Below are 18,437 nucleotides of genomic sequence, written 5' to 3'. Positions count from 1 at the left end.
TATATACTTAACAAATGTGTTCTGTATACACTATAAATAAATATTACCTTATATGAGCTATATGAGCTTATTAATACATTTAACAGGAGCAAAATTCTATGAAAATCGTACAGTTACAATATTTCTGTGCTGTTACAAGACTTCACAGCATAACAAAGGCAGCAGCTGAGCTTTATGTGACTCAGCCTGCCATATCAAGTGCAATCAAAGAATTAGAGAAAGAGTTTTCCATTAATCTGTTTAACAGGACCAAGAACCATTTAACCCTTACTAAAGAAGGGGAATTATTCTACCAGAAGGCAGTTGTGCTTTTAGAACAATATAATAATACTTTAGAACAGCTATACGACTTAGGACAGTGCAAAGCAACTGTAAAGATTGGAATACCACCGCTATTAAGCACAATATTCTTTCCGCAGTTAATAACAGATTTTAAAGAATTATATCCAGATATATCATTTGAATTATTTGAGTATGGTTCTATAAGAGCTGCTAATATGGTTCAGGAGGGTAAACTTGACCTTGCCCTTGTTAATATGCACTTTTATGAGATAGACAAACTTAATTCCTTCACTGTTATGAATGACAAAATAGTATTCTGTGTGTCCAAAAGCCACCCGCTTGCCAAATGCCACGAGGTGACAATTGAGATGATTAAGAACGAACCTCTTATTATGTATAATACTGACTCCGTACAGAATGAAACACTTGATACCGCATTTAAGCGGGCTGGAGTGAATCCGAATGTCATTCTTCATGCAAGTCAGCTATATACAATAAGGAACTTTATATGTAATAATCTTGGTGGTGCATTTCTTTATTCATCACTGCAAAAAAATCTTTCTGGTACTACAGGAATTCCTATAAGTCCTGTTATTAACCAGAATATAGGCATAGTATGGAAGAAAGGCAGTTATACAACCGACAGTGCAGAAAAGTTTATAACTTATATCATTAATAAATATAGTAATTAAATACAATAGATTTATATGACATTAATTATATAGTTATTATTTTATATAATTAATCACTTATTAGTATTATTAAAAATACAAATATAAAATAACAAGGAGTTAATCAATGAAAGACAAATTAAAAGCATTTCTAAAGAAAAAAGACATTGAAGTATCTGTAAAAAGATACGGAATTGATGCACTTGGTGCTATGGCACAGGGTCTGTTCTGCTCTCTTCTTATCGGAACAATACTTAATACGCTCGGTACACAGCTTCATCTTGGCTTCCTTACAGACACTGTTGCTACTGTAAGCGGCGTTAGTTATACTGTCGGAGGACTTGCCTCTGCTATGAGTGGTCCTGCTATGGCTGTTGCAATCGGTTATGCACTCAAATGCCCACCTCTTGTACTGTTCTCGCTTATAACAGTTGGTTTTGCCTCCAATGCACTTGGCGGTGCCGGCGGACCTCTGGCTGTATATTTTGTAGCAATTATTGCCGCCGAGGCTGGCAAGATGATTTCAAAGGAAACCAAAGTAGATATACTTGTAACACCTCTAATAACTATAGGTGTTGGAACAGGCGTTGCCGCACTTATTGCACCTGCCCTTGGAAAAGCTGCAATGAAAATCGGCGAACTTATAATGCTTGCAACTAACTTACAGCCTTTCCTTATGGGTATTGCTGTATCAGTATTAGTCGGTATTGCACTTACACTTCCAATATCATCTGCTGCCATATGTGCCGCATTTGGACTTACTGGTCTTGCAGGCGGTGCTGCCGTGGCTGGATGTTGTGCACAGATGGTTGGCTTTGCTGTAATGTCATTTAAGGAAAACCGCTGGGGCGGACTTGTATCGCAGGGAATAGGAACTTCTATGTTACAGATGGGCAACATAATCAAGAATCCTAGAATATGGATAGCCCCTATTATAACATCAGCAATTACTGGACCTCTTGCAACCTGCATCTTCAAGCTTAATATGAATGGAACTGCCGTATCTTCCGGTATGGGAACTTGTGGTCTTGTCGGACAGATTGGTGTATATTCCGGCTGGGTAAATGATGTGGCAGCAGGGACTAAAGCCTCTATTACCGCTATGGACTGGGCTGGACTTATACTTATATCATTCGTACTTCCAGCAGTTATATGTCCACTTATTAATATGTTCTTAAAGAAATTAGGCTGGGTAAAAGATGGAGATATGAAACTTTCATAAAATAATACAGGAAATGAGGTTTAACTATGCTGACAACTATAAGAAAAGCTACGGTCAATGATAAAACACGCATTATGGAAATCTACGCTTACGCAAGACAATTTATGGCTGAACACGGCAATCCTAACCAGTGGAAGAATAACAATCCTTCTGAGGAAACAATCGACAACGATATTGCCAACCGGCAAATGTATGTAATTGAAGCAGACGGCGGCGTTCACGCAGTATTTTATTTCCATATTGGTGATGATTCTACATATCATATAATTGACAACGGACACTGGTTGTCTGATGAATCTTACGGCACAATCCACAGAATTGCTGGTGACGGAACTATTCACGGCGTACTTGAAATCGCTGTTAATTACTGCAAGGACCAGATACCTCACTTAAGAATAGATACTCACCACGACAATAAAATTATGCAGCACGTTATAGAGAAAAATGGCTTTAAAAAGTGTGGAATTATATATGTTAAAGACGGTTCTGAAAGAATCGCTTATGAATTAATATAATAATACAAGAAAACAATAAAAAATTTTAAAAATAAGAAAAATAAGAAATCCCCCACCTGTAAGCTTTTATACCGGTGGGGGATAACAAATTCTATCCAGTTATAGCTGTACTATATCCGTTTAGATTACATACTCAATATTATTTATTGTAATATCCTTATAATGCTTTCTTATAAATATCTGCTATCTGTTCCTGCGTGAATACAACTGGATTATTCGCAACACTTGCAGCAGATACCTTCATACAGTTCTCTGCCATCCAAGGAATATCCTTTTCTTCTATTCCTAAATCTGAAAGTGTACAATTAAGATTAATACTCTTAAGAAGCTCTCTTATCTTCAAGGCCAGATCCTTAGCTTCCTTACCGCCAAATAACTTTGCAATATCAGCAAATTTGCTTTCATTGCCAGTATAAGATGCTTCAATAATTGCCGGAGTAAGAGCCGCAAGACCTTTTCCGTGTACGATATCACGAAGTCCGCTTGCAGGGTGTTCCATTCCGTGTGCAAGAGTAACTCCTGCTGTATTAATAACCATTCCGCCTATTGTGCTGGCAAGTGTTATCTTCTCCCAGCCATCTTTACCTGCATTATCACTGTATACATTTACCAGATTACCAGCTATAAGCCCTATTGCATAAAGACTAAGTGCATCTGTAAATGGCTGTGCAATCCTTGAAGTATATGCTTCCATACAATGACACAGAGCATCAAAGCCTACAGAAGCAAGCACTGATTTAGGCATTGTCATCATACATTCAGGGTCTACAATTGATACTTTGGCAACAATTGCATTACATCTAAGTGACTTTTTATCACCATTATCAGGATTGGTAAGAACTGCAAATCCGTTGCCTTCTGAACCTGTACCGCATGTTGTTGGTATAAGTATTAATGGAAGTGCCTTATCACCTGACTTCTTTCCAAATATATAATCACTTACATCGCCGTCATTTACTGCAAGAAATGCTATTGCCTTAGCACAGTCCATTATGCTTCCGCCGCCTATTGCAACTACAACATCACAGCCTTTTTCTTTAGCGTAAGCTGCTCCTTCACCGGCTGTTGTTGTAAGTGGATTTTGAGATACCTTATCAAAAAGCTCTGTTTCAAGCCCTGCCTTCTTTAAGCTGTCATTAACCTTATCATAAAGCCCCGACTTCTTGGCACTGCTTTTTCCTGTTACAATAAGAGCCTTTTTGCCATAAGGCTTAGCAAGTTCGCCGGCCTTATTAACTTTTCCTGAACCAAATACAATATTAACTGGAAGGTAGTAATTAAATTCTATAGCTTTACTGCTTTCCTGTGTAATTACATTTTCCATTATCATTCTCCATTCTTTCAAGTAATTACTATTAACAGCCACAATTACAATTATATAATTGTGGCTGTTATATTAATCTGTGCCTATTTTGTGCTAAGGCTTTCTACTGTTTCCTTGATGATTTCATATGCTTTATCGCAGTCTGCCTCTGTAAGAATAAGAGGTGGTACCATACGGATTATATGTGATCCGATAGCTGTTATAAGAAGCTTTCTGTCAAAACAACCGTGCTTTACATCTACGCCGCTTATTGTATCATCGAATTCCACACCAACAAGAAGTCCCTGATGTCTTACTTCCTTAACGTGTGGAAGCTTCTCTAACTTTGCACTGAAGTAATCACCCATTTTCTTGGCATTGTCAGCAAGATTTCTGTCAAGAAGCTCATTAACCTCTGCTAAAGCTGCTGCGCATGATACAGGATGTCCACCAAATGTTGTTCCGTGTGAACCTGCTGTAAATGCCTTTGATACTTCTTCTGTTGCACATATAGCACCTATTGGCATACCACCGCCAAGACCTTTTGCCATAGATACAATATCTGGCTTAATGCCATAATTCATATATGACATTACTGCACCTGTTCTGCACCAGCCTGTCTGAACCTCATCGATAAGAAGAAGCATATCGTGTTCATCACAGAACTTTCTAAGACCTGTCATAAATTCCTTAGTTGCCGGGTGTACACCGCCCTCGCCCTGTACAGGTTCAATCATTATAGCGATTGTATTCTCTGTGCAGGCATCTTCAAATGCCTTAAGATCATTGTATGGTGCATATGAAAATCCATAAGTCATAGGTCCGAAACCTACCTGACAAGCATTGCCTGGCTGACCTGTTGCAGACATAGCACCGAATGTTCTTCCGTGGAAACCGTCCTTAGCTGTTACTATATGATAACGGTTTGGTCCGTATTTTTCAACACCATACTTACGAGCCATCTTAATCATTGCCTCATTAGCCTCTGTACCTGAGTTCTGGTAAAATATTTTATCCATACCAATTGTCTTACATACCTTCTCAGCAAGTAATGCCTGTGGAATTGTATAAGGATAATTAAATGTATGCATTATGTCCTCAACCTGATCCTTAACTGCGGCAACAACCTTTTCATTACAGCTTCCTGCATTATTAACTGCAATACCTGCGTAAAAGTCAAGATATGGTGTCTTATTCTCATCATAAAGATACATATCTTTTGCGGTTTCAGCAAGAAAATCGAAACGCTCATAAGTTTCAATCATATACTTGTTAACCTTGTCCTTAATATCCTGTGCTGTCAATCCTGTATCCTTTAACTTCATAATAATCCTCCATTCCTGTGTCATTGGTATGGCACATATACGTTTTTTACAAATCAAAAAGGCAAAGGCTCGAACAACTTTCGTTGTAACGGCGCCTTTGCCTTTAATTAATTCGTATATTTATTTAACACTGATAAAATAACACACAATATATTGTATGTCAACATTATAATCTTACAATTATATTAACTTTTACTTAATTATATTAACTATCAAAAAGTGAATTATTTACAAGAAATACAATCGTATATATGCTGTGCAGTTATCTGTATCTGTGTGATAACAATCATTAACATACATTGCACTTCCTGCTATTATACATACTAATACTGCTATTAATATGCCTGTTATAATCTTTTCTTATTTAGCTTCATACTTTTCAATTGCCTCAATTACTGTCTTAAGTGCTTTTATTCTTGCATACTTCTTATCGTTAGACTCAAGTATGTGCCACGGAGCATATGACGTGTTAGTCTTTTCTAACATCTCATTAACGGCTTCCTCATAGCTGTCCCATTTCTCCCTGTTACGCCAGTCCTCATCAGTGATTTTCCAACGTTTCTCTGGTGTATTCTCTCTTTCCTTAAATCTGGCAAGCTGTGTATCCTTATCTATCTGAACCCAGAACTTTACAATAATTGCTCCCCAGTCGGAAAGTTCTTTCTCAAATTCATTAATCTCAACATAGGCTCTCTGCCAGTCATTCTTACTGCAAAAACCCTCAAGACGTTCAACCATAACCCGTCCATACCAGGTCCTGTCAAATATTGCAACGTGTCCTGTCTTTGGAAGCCGGTTCCAGAATCTCCAAAGGTAATGTCTTGATTTCTCGTGTGGTTCAGGACTTGCTATTGGGTGCACTTCATAACCTCTTGGGTCAAGTGCTTCTGTTATTCTCTTGATATTGCCGCCTTTTCCTGCCGCGTCCCAGCCTTCATATGCAATTATAACTGGTATCTTCTTTCTATATAATTCATTATGAAGCTCCTTTAAACGCTTCTGATAAAGGTCAAGAAGCCTTTCGTATTCCTCATCTGTAAGGCTTTTATCAAGGCTAACCTCATCTAACCTGCTTATTGGCTTTAATGGGAATGCATTCTGAAGAAGCGGAACTGACAGTGCACTGTTGGCAAATGCTGTGTCAATGCCCTGTACTATAGTCTCTAGTATCTGTAACTGTGCCCACTTCTTATCCTTCGCATCTACTATATACCAGGGTGCTGTCGAATGATTGGTATCACACAGAAACTGGTCATACACTTCCATACATTCATCATAATGCTTATTCTGCCATCTGTCGTGCTTACTTACTCTCCATGCTGTATTCTTATCTTCCACTAACTTCTTTAATCGCTTCTTCTGCTCCTTCTTATCAATATTAAAGAAGAACTTAAGCAGGAGATATCCATTATCCGTAAGCTGTCGTTCAAATCTTTTAATACTCTCTATCCTCTTCTTATATTCTTCCTCTGAAAGCTCGCCGCTTAACTTCTGGCTTGTAACCTCTGACATCCAGCCGCTGTCCATAAACACGAACTTTCCTGCCTCTGGAATTTTTACAAAATGTCTGTAAAGGAACGGCTTTCTTTTCTCCTCCTCTGTCGGTTCGTCCATAACTGCAACCTTGAAAAAACGTGGATCTATATTCTTAATTAACTTTCCAAGCACACTTCCTTTTCCTGCCGCACCCCAGCCCTCAAGCAGTACGATTACTGGAAGCTTCTTTTCTTTCATAGCAATCTGCTGTTGTAAAAGGCTGTTCTTTGCATTGGCAAGTCTTTTATCCACTTCCTCTGCTGTTGGCTGTTCTACCTTGTTCCAATCTTTTAACATAATCAAATCCTCCAATCTAACCCACTTTTTATAAGTATTATAACAGAATATAAGACAAATTAACAGTATAAAAGCCACATCAAAGCTATTCCTGTAATCAGGAACATTTCCTCTGACGTGGCTTAATTATTTAATATATTATCTGATATTATTCCTACTATATATCCAGTAATTTAGATGATACTGCTTATCTTGTTAATCAGCTATTACTTATCTGACTTATCAGCATCATCAAAATTTAATCTTTCTTCCTCAACAACTAATGGTCTGTTCATAAGTCGCTGGTTCATACTTAATATATATTCTCCCATAAGACCTATGAATATAAGCTGTAATGAACCTAATATGCTGACAAGGAGAATAAGAGGAACCATCCCAGCTGTAAATCTGTTCCAGTATACAAGCTTAAGAACAAGGTATACAATTCCAACAATTATGCTGACAAGACCAAAGAATCCACCAACAAATGTTGCAAGTCTTAATCCAAGCTTAGTATATGATGTAAAGCTTAACATTGCAGCATCATAAAGGGTAAAGAAATTATTATGTGTCTTTCCTGCTCTTCTCTGTGCCTGTGTATACTCAATCTCAGTTCTCTTAAACCCTAATTCTCCAACAACACCTCTTAAAAATGGGATTGGATCTTTCAAGTCCCTCATAACCTGTACAAATGACTTGTCATATAAACCAAAACCTGTAAAATGCTCTATCTGTTCAACAGAAGACATTTTTTTAATAAGCTTGTAATAACAGGTTCTTAAGAAATACATTATCTTGCTTTCTTTACTGCTTGACTTTACTGCACATACTATCTTATAGCCCTTTTCCCATTCTGCTACAAGTCTTGGAATTACATCAATAGGGTCCTGAAAGTCTGCACATACTGGTATTGTACAATCGCCATCTGTATTAATAATACCATAATATGGAGAATTAAACTGTCCAAAATTCTTAGCATTAAATATTGCCTTAATCTTCTTATTACCCTCACATAACTGTCTTAACTTAACTCTTGTTGTATCAGTTGAGTCGTTATCAATAAATGTTATGTCATAATCATACTGTGGCAGATCCTTTGCAAACATCTCTATCAACGCTTCGCTGAGAGGTATAACATTTTCTTCCTCATTATAACAAGGTACCATAATACTAATCTTCTTCATCTTAATCTCCATTCTTACTTCTTTATTACATCTAAGATATTATAAATTCTGTGTTCTACACCATTCTATTGTCTCTTTTATACCATCTTCAAAAGAATACCTTGGCTCAAATCCAGTGTCTTCTCTTAACGCTGTAATATCTGCACACAAGTACATTACCTGTAAAGGACCATATGGAATATCTCCATATCCTATTGTGACATTTTTATTGGCATTTTGTCCTATAATATCAATATATTCTTTTAATGGTCTTGCTTTACCGCTTCCTATGCAGTATGTTCTACCGTCTGTACCTTTCTCACCAAGTAATCTCATTGCTAATGCTGCATCCTTTGAATAAAGGAAATCCCACATCTGCTCACCCTTAGTACAAGATGGCTTTTCTGAATTAAGAAGCTTGTAAATAGTGCTCATAACCATTGTATTCTCACCATCATAAGGACCATATATGCTAAGTATCCTTGTCCATATATGACGCATTCCCTTCTGCTTACAGGCAATTCTTGTCATCTGTCCAGCACATAACTTGGCAATCCCATAACCATTTTCAGGAAATGCAGGAACACTCTCATTCAAAGAGCCTTCATATCTGCCATATTCAGCCTGTGAACCAGCACCTATAAAAGTATCACAGCCAAGTGCAAAAGCAGCTTCAACCGCATCAAGTGCATATTTTACATTAAGATTTTGTCCATACATATTATTTCTGCTGTTGCCAAATGTTCCGTCCCAGCCAAAATGATAGAACACATCAGCTCCCTCTCGAATAAGCTCTGGCAGTTTATTAAGCTCTGACAAATCGCAGTCAACACGCTTTACCATATCACTTGTCTTAATTCTGTCTGCACGTCTTGAACCCGGTCTTACAACAGCAACAACCTCTACTCCGTTAGATACAAGTTCATTAATCAGTGCTAATCCAATAGAACCTGTAGGTCCTGTAATTACCGCTCTTTTCATTAAAATCCCCATTTCTATATACTGGTTTCTATATTTATCCTGATATGGGACAGCAAGACTATCATTACTGATATTTACGCTGTCCCAATGAATGATTATAAATTATCAATTACAGTTATGCAAGATGATTGCTTTCATATTCTTCCCTGTCAAGGAATGGTGCCATATCATCAACTGCCGCTGATACTATCTTTCCGTCTGGAAGTACCTTTGAACTTGACTTTGGTGCAAAATTCTGGTGCCAGTCTACAACTACCTCACAGAATACAGGACCCTTATGGTTAATAACTTCATCTATAGTTTCATTAATGCCATCAAGTCTGTCTATTCTGTAATAAGGAATATCAAAAGCTGGTATTACTCTTGAGAAGTCTGGTGTGCTAAGACCATATCCTCCACCAATTCCTACATATGGCTGTCCCTTAAACAGATTAGTCTGTGTCTGTCTGATAGAATGATATCCATTATTATTAATAAGGAATATCTTGATATCAAGATTATTGTATACAATAGTCTGTAACTCCTGCATATTCATCATAAAGCTTCCATCACCCTCAACACAGATAATTCTCTTATCTGGTTCTGACACGCTTGCTCCTACTGCTGCTGGAAGTCCATAACCCATTGCCGCACAACCCGAATTAGTATATAATCTCTGACCCTTCTTAATATCAGCCGCCTGAAATGTTATAACACACGCCGCACCATTACTGCACACAACACTGTCATCTTCATTTAATTCCTCAAATAACTTTGTTGTGAACACATATGGATTTAAGCCGTCTTTATCTTCATAATATTCTGGAAGTGTGGCTGGATACTTCTTATCTAATTGTCTGCACCAGTCAACCCATTCCTTATGGCTGTTATTCTTCTCATATTCTGCCTCGTTAACAGACTTGAAGAAATCCCTTAAATCTGCGTGAACAGGATAATCAACCTTCACTGTTGGCTTATTAAGCTCTGCATCATCTATATCAACAACTATCTTATAAGCATTTTTGCCAAAATCGCCAAAATTATATCCTATCATACGGATATTCATTCTACAGCCTAATACAATAAGTAAATCTGCGTTCTGAACTATGAAATTACCTGCCCTTGTACCTACTGTACCAGGTCTTCCACAATATAATGGGTGCTCATCCCATATAATATCGTGTGCGTCCCACGCTGTAACAACTGGAATTCCAAGCTTATCTATACATTTAATGAATTCATTCTGCTGGTTAGCGTGTCTTATAGCTGTTCCTGCAAGTATTACAGGTCTTTTAGCTTCTTTAATCTTCGCAAGCACATCCTTAGTATACTGTTCATCATATACCGGATTATCCTGATTAAATGATGCCCAGTGCTCATCAATATAACCCTGCTTGTCAAAGCCCTCTAAATCGTCTGTTTCAATAAATGTTGAGGCAACATCGCCAGGAATATCGAGCCATACCGGACCCGGACGTCCATTAAGCATAAGAAACCAAGCCTTCTCAACTTCTTTTCTTATACTCATAGGATCTGTAATCATCTTGGCATACTTAGTCATAGTAGATACTGCTGATGTAATATTAACTTCCTGATCACCAAGCTGACGAAGCGGAAGGTTAGTTGACCATACTGTTGTCTCTCTTTTAGCCTGTCCGGTAACAACAAACATTGGAATAGAATCAACATATGCACCGAATACACCTGTAATTGCATTAGTTCCGCCAGGACCACCAGTTACACATACAGGAGCAATTTTTCCTGTCTGTCTTGTATAACCTTCTGCAGCAATTGTACAAGCCTGTTCGTGATGATTATAAGTAATCTTTAAGCCTTCCTGATGTCCAAATGCATCATTAAGGTGCATAGCTGCTCCACCAGTTATCATAAACATATCGGTTACACCCTGCTTAACAAAGAATTCTGATATATATTTTGCAACTTTCATTCTCATAATGTTTATCCATCCTTTTAATAATATTCTATCTTTATATTAAATTAAGCAGGTCTAAAGGCATTGCCGCCGCTCCTACTGCCTTGAACTTGTATACATCTTCTGGTGCCCTGAAATCAAATCCATAGGTTACACCTATGAAATCCATACCAATCTTTTCTGCACCGATAGCATCGTGACTGCTGTCACCAATCATAACTGCATTAGAATAATCAGTAACTCCTAAGTCAACCATACATTTCTCGATAATATCAACCTTTTTTAACTTATTATTATGGTCAGCACCATATAATATATTAGTATACTTATCAAATCCAAAATGCTTTAAAATTGCCTCAGCATAATCCTGTCTTTTATAAGTTGCTACCGCAAGCTTTACATTTCTTTCCATAAGCTTGTCAAACACTTCATATATTCCATCATATGGAACTGCCTTAAGAAGCTCATAATCCTTATATCTGTTTCTAAAGCAGGTTGCAATGTCCTGTAATATATCTCCACTAAGATTATATGCTTTAGCGAATGAGTCCTGAATTGGTGGTCCGATAAATGTCTTTAAAACATCCTCACTTAATGGCTCAAATCCCATCTTATCTATTGTATATTTTACTGATGCAAGAACTCCTTCTGTTGTATCAAGAAGTGTTCCGTCTACATCAAATACCGCTATCTCATATTTTCCCATAGTTATTTCCTTTTTCTTGTGATATTTATATGATAAAACCGCATTTTCCTAAAATCAACTTTAATATATATAATGAATTATCACCAGCTTCATCTGAGCCAGTAGTATTCTTGAATTCTTCTTTATCAAATACATAATCAAAATGGTCACCATTATTAGGCGTAACATCACTTAATGTAATAATCTTTACTGTATCTGGTCTGTCTGATAACTGTGCTGACAGATTAACATAGCTTTTACTGTCACTGATAAATACATACTCATCCAGCTGGTCTGATTTATCATCTATGCCTTTATCAGTCAGACTGTCAAACGATATCGTAATATCTTTAGCAAGACTGTTAACCCATATTACCGTTCCCTTATAAATTCTGTTATCATCTGATACTGTTACTTTGCTGTCATCTACATCAGGCTTAACCATAATATCCTGATTAACCCCAGCACTTTTTATAATGATATTCTGATTATATAAATCTTTCTTTAAATTATTATATGATTCATCTGAAATATCTGTAATTATTTTCTTGTAATTATCATATAACTGCTTTATAAACTGCTCATCATACATAAGCTGCTTATCTTCACTCTTAGCAAGTTCAGATAATATTTCATTAATCTGCCTTATTGATAAGTTTTCCTTATCCATAAGATATGAAACATAGCTTGGATGACAGCTGTTAAATGCCGCCATATAAAAGAACATATTATAGCCCCAAGGCTTAGTTCTGTAAATATCCATAATATTACAGTTCAAGGCTTCCAAAATCTGGCTTATATCATAATTCTTATTATAATAATCATTAAGGTGCATAGCCAGAAGCTCTATCGGACAATTACCTGCACTTTTCCCCATCCCATATACTGTAGCATCTACAAGTACATCTCTTTTCGTATTACATAGAAGCATTTCCTGACAATTAGCAAATGCTCTCTGGAAATTATTGTGCGAATGGTATCCAAGACTTATATTTTCCTTTAACCCCTCATCAAGCATATAAAAATAATGCAAAAGACTATCCTTCTGCAACAGACCATATGTGTCAACCATTGATACTGCATATGGCTCTATATCATTAGCAAGCTTTATTAAATCCTGCAATTCTTCATCATTATAGCTTGTAATTGAAACAAGCTGTACAAATACCTTATAACCAAGTGCTTTTACCTTGGCACAGTATTCAACAGCTTCTTTTCTCTTATCTTTTTTAAATATTACCCTTATTCCATCTAATATGGACTCATTACAAGGCTGAAGGTTAGACAGACTACAAGTACCGTAGTCTATCATACCTACAACCATAGTATCTTTATGGTTACATTTACCATATACTTCTTCAAAGCTTCTGGTATCAGGAAGGATACTTCTATTGATGTCGAACTTTCTTCTTTCATCAATAAATCCAACTTCTACTATATCAATTCTGGCATTTACAAGCCTTTCAAATATACTTATTAAATTATTATGACCGAAATTCCAGTCATTAACATATCCACCATCTCGTAATGTACAATCTAATAGCTGAATTCTACCCAAGTTACTTACCTTCCATCATAATTAGTTAATTACTTTTTGCCAAATGCCCAAAGCTTATTCATAAAGAAGTTGATAGGAATACTTATAACAAGATTAATAATAGGTGCTAACATCTTGCTTATATGAAGAACTGATACCCACAATACTGATAATATATTATTAAGAATCAATCCTGTAAATCCATAAGAAACATATGTCTTAAATAATGCTGCCCATATATTTCTTTTTTCGCCTTCTTCTTTCTTAAATACAAACTTGTTATTCCAGTAAAATGACCAAAGAACACTAAGTAACCAGGAAACAATGTTCGCAATGATATAATCAAACTTTACACCGCTCTTAGATACAAGCAAAAGTGTTACAACATAAAGTAAATAAGAAATAATTGTATTAGACACACCTACTAATCCAAACTGTAAGAATTCCTTGAATGTCTGTCTTTTCTTGTCTGTTAAGTCCTTTTTGATAATCTTAAAAAGCAGCTCAACAAAAAACATATAAATTTTTTCAATAAAACCGTATATTGTCTTACCCATATTAATGTACTTTCCTTATGACCATAAATTACTGATTAACAGCTTCCTTGATTGTCTTAGCCATATAATCAATCATCTCATCTGTCATTCCTGGATATACACCTACCCAGAATGTATCTCTCATAATTCTGTCTGTGTTGTCAAGAGTTCCTACTACTCTGTAGCCTTCTCCTGTTGCTCTCATCTCATCAAAGCAAGGGTGCTTTATAAGGTTACCAGCAAAGAGGTTTCTTGTCTGGACACCGTGGCTTTCGATATATTCTACGATTGCCTTTCTGTCAAGACCTTCTCTTACTGTAATAAGGAAACCAAACCAGCTTGGTCTTGAATTATCACAAGGAACTGGAAGAATTACCTTATCTTCAATATCAGCAAGTGCTGCTCTTAATCTGTCAAAGTTATGTCTTCTTCTCTCAACAAATGAAGGGAACTTCTCAAGCTGTGCACAGCCTACTGCTGTCTGCATATCTGTTGCCTTGAGATTATAACCAAAATGTGAATATACATACTTATGGTCATATCCTAATGGAAGCTCGCCATACTGCTTATCAAATCTGTGTCCACAGAGATTATCCTTACCAGAAGGACATACGCAGTCACGTCCCCAGTCTCTGAATGAACGGATACACTTGTTAAGAAGTGGGTTGTTAGTATATACGGCACCACCTTCACCCATTGTCATATGGTGTGGAGGATAGAAGCTGCTTGTTCCTATATCACCGATTGTACCTGTGAACTTCTCTTCTCCATTAATTGTATATTTTGAACCAAGTGCATCACAGTTATCTTCTACTAACCAGAGATTGTGCTTATCACAGAATTCCTTAACTGCTGATAAATCAAATGGATTACCAAGTGTATGTGCAATCATAACAGCTTTTGTCTTATCTGAATATGCTTCTTCAAGCTTTGTTACATCAATATTGTACTGTGGAATTGTAACGTCTACAAATACAGGAACTGCACCATACTGGATAGCTGGAGTAACTGTAGTTGGGAAACCAGCAGCAACAGTGATAATCTCATCACCTCTGTTAATTCTTCTCTCACCAAGAAGTGGTGATGTAAGTGCCATAAATGCGTTAAGGTTAGCTGATGAACCTGAGTTGACAACTGATACATACTTTACATTAAGGTATTCACCGAGCTTCTTTTCAAACTCATCTGTATAACGTCCTGATGTAAGCCAGAATTCAAGTGCTGAATCAACAAGATTCATCATTTCCTTGCTGTCATACACACGGCTTGCGTATGATATTCTGTCTCCCTCTTTGTACTGTTTCTGGTTATGATACTTCTTGCAGTACTCATCTACCATTGCAAGAATTTCTTCTCTTGCTTCTAATTCATTCTTATTATCAAACATTATTTATCCTCCATAATTAATTATTCTGCAAAGAATTCGTCTATCTGCATATCCATACATTTAACTACATCGCCATTAGCCGCATATACCTTTGACCATTCAACTGACTTTTCAATAGCTGTATCAAAGTTCCAGCGTGGTTTCCAGCCAAATGTTGTCTTTAACTTAGAGCAGTCAAGCTTTAAGAAATTAGCCTCGTGTGGACCTCCGTCATACTTGTTAACCCATTTAAGTCCTTCGCCCCATTTATTACAAAATGTGTCTACAAGAACTCCTGTTGTTATACAATCGCTTTCATCTGGACCTACGTTATAGAAATCAGCATACTTCTTATCTTTGAACTGTTCCATAGCTATCATAAGATAAGCTGCAAGTGGTTCTAATACGTGCTGGTATGGTCTTGTTGAATGTGGGTTACGTACAACTATATCTTCCTTCTTAATAGCTGCTCTTACACAATCTGGCACAATTCTGTCATTGGCAAAATCACCGCCGCCGATTACATTACCAGCTCTTGCTGTTGATACAGATACATCCATATCATTGAAGAATGAATTGATATAACTGTGTGTAACAAGCTCTGAGCAGGATTTACTGTTAGAATATGGATCATATCCGTCAAGTGGTTCATTTTCCCTATAACCCCATGCCCATTCATTATTATGGTATACCTTATCAGTAGTTACATTAAGGAATGATTTAACACAAGGGTTAAGTCTTACACATTCACATATATTAACTGTACCCATAACATTAGTTTCATAAGTGTATACAGGGTCTTTATATGAATCCCTTACAATAGGCTGTGCAGCAAGATGTAATACTATCTCAGGCTGTACTTCCTTAAACACTTCCTTTAAATGTGCTAAATCTCTTATATCACCTATAACAGAATTAATATTGTTCTCAACGTCTGCCATTGAAAAAAGATTAGGATCCGTAGGTGCTTCAAGTGAATATCCTGTAACCTCTGCTCCTGCTTTTACAAGAATTCTGCAAAGCCAAGAACCCTTAAATCCTGTATGTCCTGTAACAAGAACTTTTTTGCCTTTATAAAAACTTAAATCCATCTTTATATCTTATCCCTTCCTGATAATAATTACCATTTTTTCCAAGGAGCTGTTCCTGTGCTAAGATACTTCTCAAGCATATCCATTTCTCTCTTGTTATCCATACACTGCCAGAAGCCATTGTGCATATAAGACATAAGTTGTCCTTCCTTAGCAAGCTTCTCAAGTGGATCTTTCTCAAATACTGTGTTATCACCTTCAATATAATCAAATATTTCAGGATTAAGTACCATATAACCAGCATTGATTGGTGCACCATCCATAACACTCTTCTCTCTGAAAGACTTAACAGCATTATCTCCGCCAATATCAAGAACACCCTTCTGCTGTTCAAGCATAACTGATGTAAGAGTAGCAATCTTTCCGTGTTCCTTATGGAACTCTACAAGCTTTGATATATCAACATCACATACGCCATCACCATAAGTCATAAGGAAAGGTTCATTACCTACATACTTCTGTACTCTCTTAATTCTTCCACCTGTCATAGTATTAAGTCCTGTATCAACTACAGTTACCTTCCAAGGCTCACAATGCTGTTCGTGGATTATCATATCATTAGAACCTTTAGTAAAGTCAAATGTAATATCACTATTATGAAGGAAATAATCAGCGAACCATTCCTTTATTACATACTGCTTATAACCAGCACATATAATAAATTCATTAAATCCATAATATTCATATTCTTTCATAATATGCCAAAGAATTGGCTTACCGCCAATCTCAATCATTGGCTTTGGCTTAAACTGGCTTTCTTCACTTATTCTTGTTCCGAAACCACCAGCTAATAATACAACCTTCATACTGTTCCTCCAGTCTTTTTTAAGTATATTTAATATTCTTTTATATTTTTCATCAATCCACACTTCTCCAATGCTCAAGTGTTTCTTTAAGAGTCTGCTCTAATGAAATAACCGGCTGCCAGCCGACTTCACTCTTAATCTTGTCTATGTCAGGTTCTATAATTGGAACATCTACAGGGCGTAGCTTATTCTCATCAACCTTAACCTCAATGGCTGTATCAGACATTGCTACTATCTCATCAAGTATCTGACTGATTGCAATTGCGTGTCCAGTTCCTACATTATATGTCTCTCCACGTCTGCCATGTTCAACAAGAAGTGCATAGGCCTTTACTACATCTCTTACATCTGTAAAATCTCTCTTGGCACTTAGATTACCAACATATATAACTGGCTCCTGTCTGCCTTTCTCAATATCTGCAACCTGCTTGCAGAAATCAGCTACAACAAACATAGGTGTCTGGTTAGGACCTATATGGTTAAATGCCCTTACCATCATTATATCAAGGCCATAAGCATCAGAATATATCTTTCCCAACATATTCTGGCATGCCTTTGTAGCGGCATATATATTGCCTGGACGAACTGTATTATCTTCAACAATCGGACATTCACCCTCTTTGATATGTCCGTATTCTTCACCCGAACCTATAAGAAGTACTCTTGGCTTTTTATCAAGCTGTCTTACAGCATCAAGAAGATTAACACAGCCTTTTATATTAACATCAATTGTAAGCGTTGGATTCTTCCACGAATATGCAACTGATGACTGTGCAGCAAGATGAAATATATAATCAGGCTGTTCAGCCTTAAGCAATTCTACTATCTGTCCAATGTCAAGAATATCAAGATTCTTAACAACTGCATTATCCATAACAAGCTGTTCTTTCTCTGTCTTAGTAACTGTAACCTCGTATCCACAATCATCAGTAAGATGTCTTACAAGATATGGACCGACAAAACCGCCTCCGCCAATTACTAATGCTTTCATATATTACCTCATTTCTGATAATCAAATATTGTCAGGACAGAATCTCTGCCCTGACTCCTCGTAACATTTAACATTTATTAGTTATTAGCTTCTGCTTCTTTCTTTACTAATTCAAGGTCATTCTTAACCATTCTCTCAACTAATTCCTGGAAAGAAATCTCTCTCTTCCAGCCAAGCTTTGCTTCTGCCTTAGCTGGGTTACCAATAAGAAGTTCAACCTCTGCTGGTCTGAAGAAGTC

At 36.8% G+C, this 18,437-nt stretch carries 17 protein-coding genes; 3 read left to right on the top strand and 14 right to left on the bottom strand.

Annotated features, from left to right (window positions below):
- The first annotated feature begins 98 nt into the window (after positions 1-98).
- The 3 genes from BM157_RS00095 (at position 99) to BM157_RS00085 (ending at position 2,690) form a co-directional block, all read left to right on the top strand.
- Positions 99-974, top strand: coding sequence for a LysR family transcriptional regulator (locus BM157_RS00095; RefSeq protein ID WP_055175613.1), 876 nt, complete (start codon positions 99-101; stop codon positions 972-974).
- Between the two features lie 106 nt (positions 975-1,080).
- Positions 1,081-2,175 (top strand): PTS transporter subunit IIC, encoded by a 1,095-nt coding sequence (locus tag BM157_RS00090; RefSeq protein ID WP_022502943.1) that lies wholly within the window; start codon positions 1,081-1,083, stop codon positions 2,173-2,175.
- Positions 2,176-2,201: 26 nt separating this feature from the next.
- Entirely contained in the window at positions 2,202-2,690 is a 489-nt protein-coding gene (locus tag BM157_RS00085) for a GNAT family protein (RefSeq protein ID WP_022502944.1), read from the top strand.
- 157 nt (positions 2,691-2,847) lie between these two features.
- On the opposite strand, the gene BM157_RS00080 is transcribed toward BM157_RS00085, so the two are convergent.
- The 14 genes from BM157_RS00080 to BM157_RS13160 all read right to left on the bottom strand — a co-directional run.
- A complete protein-coding gene (locus BM157_RS00080; protein ID WP_318255692.1) occupies positions 2,848-4,014 on the bottom strand; it encodes an iron-containing alcohol dehydrogenase in 1,167 nt (388 codons plus the stop codon).
- A gap of 83 nt (positions 4,015-4,097) precedes the next feature.
- Positions 4,098-5,318 carry an aspartate aminotransferase family protein gene (locus BM157_RS00075; RefSeq protein ID WP_090139437.1) on the bottom strand — a complete coding sequence of 407 codons (1,221 nt, stop codon included), beginning with the start codon at positions 5,316-5,318 and terminating at the stop codon, positions 4,098-4,100.
- 360 nt (positions 5,319-5,678) lie between these two features.
- A complete protein-coding gene (gene pap / locus BM157_RS00070; protein ID WP_055175622.1) occupies positions 5,679-7,151 on the bottom strand; it encodes a polyphosphate:AMP phosphotransferase in 1,473 nt (490 codons plus the stop codon).
- A gap of 206 nt (positions 7,152-7,357) precedes the next feature.
- Positions 7,358-8,314, bottom strand: a complete 957-nt coding sequence (locus tag BM157_RS00065; protein WP_022502948.1) for a glycosyltransferase family 2 protein — start codon at positions 8,312-8,314, stop codon at positions 7,358-7,360.
- Between the two features lie 39 nt (positions 8,315-8,353).
- Positions 8,354-9,274 carry an NAD-dependent epimerase/dehydratase family protein gene (locus BM157_RS00060; protein ID WP_022502949.1) on the bottom strand — a complete coding sequence of 307 codons (921 nt, stop codon included), beginning with the start codon at positions 9,272-9,274 and terminating at the stop codon, positions 8,354-8,356.
- Between the two features lie 115 nt (positions 9,275-9,389).
- Positions 9,390-11,207, bottom strand: coding sequence for a thiamine pyrophosphate-binding protein (locus BM157_RS00055; RefSeq protein WP_090139435.1), 1,818 nt, complete (start codon positions 11,205-11,207; stop codon positions 9,390-9,392).
- A gap of 34 nt (positions 11,208-11,241) precedes the next feature.
- A complete protein-coding gene (locus BM157_RS00050; protein ID WP_022502951.1) occupies positions 11,242-11,892 on the bottom strand; it encodes an HAD hydrolase-like protein in 651 nt (216 codons plus the stop codon).
- A 25-nt stretch (positions 11,893-11,917) separates the two neighbouring features.
- The gene (locus BM157_RS00045; RefSeq protein ID WP_022502952.1) at positions 11,918-13,429 is read right to left on the bottom strand and encodes an aldolase catalytic domain-containing protein; all 1,512 of its coding nucleotides are present in this window, start codon (positions 13,427-13,429) and stop codon (positions 11,918-11,920) included.
- A 29-nt stretch (positions 13,430-13,458) separates the two neighbouring features.
- Positions 13,459-13,965 carry a GtrA family protein gene (locus tag BM157_RS00040; protein ID WP_022502953.1) on the bottom strand — a complete coding sequence of 169 codons (507 nt, stop codon included), beginning with the start codon at positions 13,963-13,965 and terminating at the stop codon, positions 13,459-13,461.
- 28 nt (positions 13,966-13,993) lie between these two features.
- A complete protein-coding gene (gene rfbH / locus BM157_RS00035; protein WP_022502954.1) occupies positions 13,994-15,331 on the bottom strand; it encodes a lipopolysaccharide biosynthesis protein RfbH in 1,338 nt (445 codons plus the stop codon).
- A gap of 20 nt (positions 15,332-15,351) precedes the next feature.
- A complete protein-coding gene (gene rfbG, locus BM157_RS00030; RefSeq protein ID WP_022502955.1) occupies positions 15,352-16,401 on the bottom strand; it encodes a CDP-glucose 4,6-dehydratase in 1,050 nt (349 codons plus the stop codon).
- A gap of 29 nt (positions 16,402-16,430) precedes the next feature.
- A complete protein-coding gene (gene rfbF / locus BM157_RS00025) occupies positions 16,431-17,207 on the bottom strand; it encodes a glucose-1-phosphate cytidylyltransferase (RefSeq protein ID WP_022502956.1) in 777 nt (258 codons plus the stop codon).
- 52 nt (positions 17,208-17,259) lie between these two features.
- The gene (locus tag BM157_RS00020) at positions 17,260-18,198 is read right to left on the bottom strand and encodes a GDP-mannose 4,6-dehydratase (protein WP_090139433.1); all 939 of its coding nucleotides are present in this window, start codon (positions 18,196-18,198) and stop codon (positions 17,260-17,262) included.
- A gap of 77 nt (positions 18,199-18,275) precedes the next feature.
- On the bottom strand, positions 18,276-18,437 hold a 162-nt coding region (locus BM157_RS13160; protein ID WP_456361685.1), incomplete at its 5' end, for a GDP-mannose 4,6-dehydratase.

Origin of the sequence: [Lactobacillus] rogosae (genome assembly GCA_900112995.1) — a bacterium.
Lineage (GTDB): Bacteria > Bacillota > Clostridia > Lachnospirales > Lachnospiraceae > Lachnospira > Lachnospira rogosae.
This window is presented reverse-complemented; position numbering and strand designations above follow the sequence as displayed.

What these genes read in the sequence shown, in the direction of transcription:
- BM157_RS00020 (WP_090139433.1), bottom strand. Translation starts at nt 18,198, where the DNA reads ATGAAAGCATTAGTAATTGGCGGAGGCGGTTTTGTCGGTCCATATCTT.
- BM157_RS00085 (WP_022502944.1), top strand. Translation starts at nt 2,202, where the DNA reads ATGCTGACAACTATAAGAAAAGCTACGGTCAATGATAAAACACGCATT.
- BM157_RS00095 (WP_055175613.1), top strand. Translation starts at nt 99, where the DNA reads ATGAAAATCGTACAGTTACAATATTTCTGTGCTGTTACAAGACTTCAC.
- rfbF (WP_022502956.1), bottom strand. Translation starts at nt 17,207, where the DNA reads ATGAAGGTTGTATTATTAGCTGGTGGTTTCGGAACAAGAATAAGTGAA.
- BM157_RS00060 (WP_022502949.1), bottom strand. Translation starts at nt 9,274, where the DNA reads ATGAAAAGAGCGGTAATTACAGGACCTACAGGTTCTATTGGATTAGCA.
- BM157_RS00050 (WP_022502951.1), bottom strand. Translation starts at nt 11,892, where the DNA reads ATGGGAAAATATGAGATAGCGGTATTTGATGTAGACGGAACACTTCTT.
- BM157_RS00065 (WP_022502948.1), bottom strand. Translation starts at nt 8,314, where the DNA reads ATGAAGAAGATTAGTATTATGGTACCTTGTTATAATGAGGAAGAAAAT.
- rfbH (WP_022502954.1), bottom strand. Translation starts at nt 15,331, where the DNA reads ATGTTTGATAATAAGAATGAATTAGAAGCAAGAGAAGAAATTCTTGCA.
- pap (WP_055175622.1), bottom strand. Translation starts at nt 7,151, where the DNA reads ATGTTAAAAGATTGGAACAAGGTAGAACAGCCAACAGCAGAGGAAGTG.
- BM157_RS00080 (WP_318255692.1), bottom strand. Translation starts at nt 4,014, where the DNA reads ATGGAAAATGTAATTACACAGGAAAGCAGTAAAGCTATAGAATTTAAT.
- BM157_RS00055 (WP_090139435.1), bottom strand. Translation starts at nt 11,207, where the DNA reads ATGAGAATGAAAGTTGCAAAATATATATCAGAATTCTTTGTTAAGCAG.
- rfbG (WP_022502955.1), bottom strand. Translation starts at nt 16,401, where the DNA reads ATGGATTTAAGTTTTTATAAAGGCAAAAAAGTTCTTGTTACAGGACAT.
- BM157_RS00075 (WP_090139437.1), bottom strand. Translation starts at nt 5,318, where the DNA reads ATGAAGTTAAAGGATACAGGATTGACAGCACAGGATATTAAGGACAAG.
- BM157_RS00040 (WP_022502953.1), bottom strand. Translation starts at nt 13,965, where the DNA reads ATGGGTAAGACAATATACGGTTTTATTGAAAAAATTTATATGTTTTTT.
- BM157_RS00090 (WP_022502943.1), top strand. Translation starts at nt 1,081, where the DNA reads ATGAAAGACAAATTAAAAGCATTTCTAAAGAAAAAAGACATTGAAGTA.